Genomic DNA, 5,035 nt, shown 5'->3' with positions numbered 1-5,035 from the left:
CGCGACCGGTCGCCCGATGGGCGGCACGCCGGCCTCCGGCGGCAGCGGGTCGCTCATGGTGGCGCACACCGTGGTCTCGGTCGGGCCGTAGGCGTTGATCATGCGGCGCCCGGGTGCCCACCGCTCCACCAGCTCGGGCGGGCACGCCTCGCCCGCCACCACCAGGGTGGTGGCCGTGAGCTCGGCGCCGTCCAGCGCGGCCAGGGCGGAGGGCGGCAGCGTCACATGGGTGACGGAGAGCGAGCGGTCCGCCAGGGCCTCCAGCGGGTCCTCGGCGGGGGTCAGGACGAGGGCGGCGCCGGTGAGCAGCGCGGCGCACAGGTCCCAGAAGGACGCGTCGAAGCTGGGCGAGGCGAACTGGAGCACCCGGCTGCCCGGCGCCACGCCGAGCCGGTCGACCTGCTCGGCCACCAGGCCGGACACCCCGGCGTGGCTCACGACGACGCCCTTGGGGCGGCCGGTCGAGCCCGAGGTGTAGATGACGTAGGCGGGATGCCGGACGTCCACCACGACACCCGGATCGGTCTCCGGCCAACCCGAGACCTCGGCCACCACCGCGGGGTCGTCGACCACCACGGCAGGGGCAGCATCCTCCAGCATGAACGCGATCCGCGACGGCGGATACGCCGGATCCACCGGCAGATACGCCGCCCCGGCCTTCAGCACGCCCAGCACCGCCACCACCGACTCCACCGACCGCGGCAGAGCCACCGCCACCACCCGCTCCGGACCCACACCCCGAGCGATCAACGCATGCGCGAACCTGTTCGCCCACGCGTCGAGTTGGCCGTACGTCAGCTCCCTCCCGTCACCGACCAGCGCGATCGCGTCCGGCGTCGCCGCCACCCGCGCCGCGAACAGCTCCGGCAGGCTCGATGCTGCGGGAGTCTCCTCGGCGGCGGGCAGCAGCTCGCCGCGTTCCTCCGCGGACAGCAGGTCGATCGCGCCGATCGGCCGGTGGGGCGCGGCGGCGACCGCGGCCAGCAGCCTGGTCCACCGGGCGGCCAGGGCCTCGACGGTGGAGCGGTCGAACAGGTCGGTGCTGTACTCGACCGCGCCGCTGAGTCCGGCCGGCGCGCCGTCGCTTCCGTGCTCCTCGGCGAAGCCGAAGGTCAGGTCGAGCCGCGCGGTCCCGGTCAGCACGGCGATCCCGGAGACCTTGAGGCCCGGCAGTGCGAAGTCGCCGCCGGGGGCGTTCTGGACCACCAGACCGGTCTGGAACAGCGGGTGGTGGGAGAGCGAGCGGGTCGGGTTCAGCGCCTCCACCAGGTGCTCGAACGGCACGTCCTGGTGCGCGTACGCCGACAGCGCCGTCTCCCGCACCCGGCCCAGCAGCTCCGCGAAGCTCGGGTCACCGCTCGTGTCGGTCCGCAGCACCAGCGTGTTGACGAAGAACCCGACCAGATCGTCCAGCGCCTCGTCCGTGCGCCCCGCGACCGGGCTGCCGATCGCGATGTCCGTGCCGGCGCCGAGCCGCGTGTACAGCGCGGCCAGTGCCGCCTGCAGCACCATGAACAGGGTCGCACCCGAGCGCCGGGCCAACTCCACCAGCGCCGCGTGCAGTTCGGCGTCGATGCGCAGTTCCAGCAGGGCGCCGCCGTACGACATGGCGGCCGGGCGCGGCCGGTCGGCCGGCAGCTGCAGCTGGTCGGGGAGGCCGTCCAGCGCCTCCTTCCAGTAGGCGACCTGGCGGGCGAAGACGCTGTCGGCGTCGTGCTCGTCGCCCAGGATCTCGTGCTGCCACAGGGTGTAGTCACCGTACGTCACCGGCAGCGGTGGCCGGTCCGGCGCGCCGCCGCCCTGCCGGGCGGTGTAGGCGGCGGCCAGGTCACGGGCGAGCGGGCCCATGGACCAGCCGTCCCCGACGATGTGGTGCATGACCAGCAGCAGGACGTGCTCGTCCGGTGCGAGGGCGAACAGTTCCGCCCGCAGCGGTACCTCCGAGGTCAGGTCGAAGCCGCGCACCGCCGCTTCGCGCAGCAGGGCGGGCACCTCCGTCTCGGCGGCCGTCCGTACGGTCAGCGGGACGGCGATGTCGGCGGTGTCCAGCACCCGCTGGTACGGGACTCCGGCGGTGTGCGGGAAGACCGTGCGGAGGGTCTCGTGCCGGGCCACCACGTCCGCGAGCGCGCCGCTCAGCGCGTCCCGGTCGAGGTCGCCGGAGAGCCGCAGGGCCAACGGCATGTGGTAGGTGGCGCTCGGCGCCCCGAACTGCTGGAGGAACCACAGCCGGCGCTGGGCGAACGACAGCGGCATCGGCTCACGGCGGGGCCGCGGCACCAGGGCCTGCCGCGCAGCGTCGGCGTCGTGCAGCCCGGCCGCCAGCCCGGCGGGGGTCGGGGTGCGGAAGAGGGTGCGCAGCTCCAGTTCGATCCCGAGGGTCGCGCGGGCCCGTGAGACCAGCCGGGTGGCGAGCAGGGAGTGCCCGCCCAGCGCGAAGAAGTCGTCGTCGACGCCGACCCGGGCGAGGTCCAGCACCTCGGCGAACAGTTCGGTGAGGATCTGCTCCTGCGGCGTGCGCGGCGCCCGGCCGCCCTCGGCGGGACCGGCCTCGGGTGCGGGCAGCGCCGCCCGGTCCAGTTTGCCGTTCCGGGTCAGCGGCAGCGCGTCCAGCGGCACGAAGGCGGACGGCACCAGGTACTCCGGCACCCGGTCGCGGAGGTAGGAGGTCAGCGCGGCCGGGCTCGCCGCCGCCCCGTCCGAGGGGACGACGTAGGCGACGATCCGGTCCTCCCGGGCGAGCACCGCGACCTGGGCGACGTCCGGGTGCGCGGTGAGCTCGGCCTCGATCTCGCCCGGCTCGATCCGGAACCCGCGCACCTTGACCTGGTGGTCGACCCGGCCGGCGAACTCCAGCTCCCCGTCGGCGCGTCGGCGCACCAGGTCGCCGGTGCGGTACATCCGCGCGCCCGCCGGACCGTACGGGTCGGCGACGAAGCGCCCGGCGGTCAGCGCGGGCCGGTTCAGATAGCCGCGGGCGACCCCGGTGCCGGCCAGGTACAGCTCGCCCAGCACCCCGGGGGCGACCGGCCGCAGCGCCGCGTCCAGCACGTAGGCCCGGCAGTTGGCGATCGGGCGGCCGATCGGCACCGGCAGCGGACAGTCGTCCGGGGCGGCCGGAAGCGCGTAGGCGGTGATCACATGGGTCTCGGCGGGCCCGTAGTGGTTGTGCAGCACCCGGCCTGGCCGGCGCGCCTGGAAGCGGCGTACCGCGCCGCCCAGCCGCATGGCCTCTCCGGCCTGGGCGACCAGCCGCAGGTGCGGCAGGTCGAGCCCGGCCTCCTCGGCGGCCTCGGCCAGCGCCTCCACCACCAGGTTCGGCGCGAACAGTTCCTCGACCCGGTGCCGGTCCAGCCACTGGGCGAACAGCTCGGCGCTGCGGCGCTGTTCCTCGGTCGGCACCACCAGGGTCTTGCCGTACAGCAGCGCGGACAGCGTCTCCTGCACCGAGACGTCGAAGCTGAGGGCGGTGAACTGCGCGGTGCGCGTGCCGGGTTCTCCGCCGACGGCCCGGTGGTGCCACTCCAGCAGGTTCAGCAGTCCGGCCGCGGGCATCACGACGGCCTTGGGCCGGCCGGTGGAGCCGGAGGTGTAGATGACGTAGGCCGGGTGCCGGGTGTCGGCGGGGACGGCCGGGTCGTGCTCGGGGAGGTCCCCGGCCGGTGCGACGGCCGCGAGGTCGTCGAGCACCACGGCCGGGCGGGCGTCGTCCAGCATGTAGGCGATGCGGGCGGCCGGGTAGTCCGGGTCGACCGGCAGGTACGCCGCGCCCGTCTTGAGCACCGCGAGGACGGCGACCACGAGCTCGGCCGAGCGGGGCAGTCGCAGGGCGACGACCTGCTCGGGGCCGACCCCGCGCGCGATCAGCGCGTGGGCCAGGCGGTTGGCCCGGCGGTTCAGCTCGCGGTAGGTCAGCGCGGTGTCCTCGAACAGCACCGCCGGGGCGTCCGGCGTCGCCCGGACCCGTGCCTCGAACAGCGCGGGCAGGGTGGTGTCGGGGACCGGGTGGGCGGTGTCGTTGCCGGCGACCAGCAGCTCGTGCCGCTCCTCGGCGGTGAGGACGTCGACGCGGCTCAGCGGGCGCTCCGGATCGGCGACCACCGCCGCCAGCAGCCGCAGCCACCGGGCGACCAGCGTCTCCACCGTGCCGTGGTCGAACAGGTCGGTGCTGTACTCGACCCGCCCGACGATGCCCTCGGCCGCTCCCCCGGTGCCGCCGCGCTCCAGCAGGTGGAAGCCCAGGTCGAACATGGCGGTCGGCGTCCGGACCAGGACGATCTCCGAGGACAGGCCGCTCAGCGTGAACTCGGTGCGGGGCACGTTCTGCAGGGCGAGCAGCACCTGGAAGAGCGGCTGGCGGGTCTGCGAACGGGACGGGTTGAGGGCCTCCACCACGTGCTCGAAGGGTAGGTCCTGGTGGGCGTAGGCACCGAGGGCGGTCTCCCGGACCCGGCCCAGCAGCTCGGCGAAGGACGGGTCACCGCCGGTGTCCGTGCGGAGCACCAGGGTGTTGACGAAGAAGCCGACGAGGTCGTCCATCGCCTGGTCGGTCCGGCCGGCGATCAGGCTGCCGACCGGGACGTCCGTGCCCGCGCCGAGCTTGTCCAGCAATGACGCCAGGGCGGCCTGGAGCACCATGTAGACGCTGGCGCCGTGCTCCCGGCCCAGCCGGACCAGCCCGGCGTGCAGTTCGGCGTCCAGCTCGATCGCCAGGTGACCGCCGCGGTAGGTGGGGGTCGCGGGGCGGGGGCGGTCGGCGGGGAGGGTGATCTGCTCCGGCAGGCCGGACAGGTGCCGCTTCCAGTGGTCGAGCTGCTCGGCGTGCCGGCTCCGCGGGTCGGCCGGGTCACCGAGCAGCTCGCGCTGCCACAGCGTGTAGTCGGCGTACTGCACCGGCAGCGGCGCCCACCCCGGCTCCTCGCCCCGGCGGCGTGCCGCGTACGCGGTGGCCAGGTCGGCGGCCAGCGGGCCGAGCGACCAGCCGTCACCGGCGATGTGGTGGATCACCAGCAGCAGCACGTGCTCGTCCGGCGAG

The 5,035-nt window shown here is 74.8% G+C and carries 1 protein-coding gene; it reads right to left on the bottom strand.

All coding sequences use genetic code 11. The features are described 5' to 3' along the window. The coding region (locus HW445_RS18055; protein ID WP_180222034.1) for a non-ribosomal peptide synthetase at window positions 1-5,035 on the bottom strand (5,035 nt) is incomplete at both ends.

This window comes from Streptomyces sp. UH6, from assembly GCF_013421635.1.
Classification (GTDB): domain Bacteria; phylum Actinomycetota; class Actinomycetes; order Streptomycetales; family Streptomycetaceae; genus Streptomyces; species Streptomyces abyssomicinicus.
This window is presented reverse-complemented; position numbering and strand designations above follow the sequence as displayed.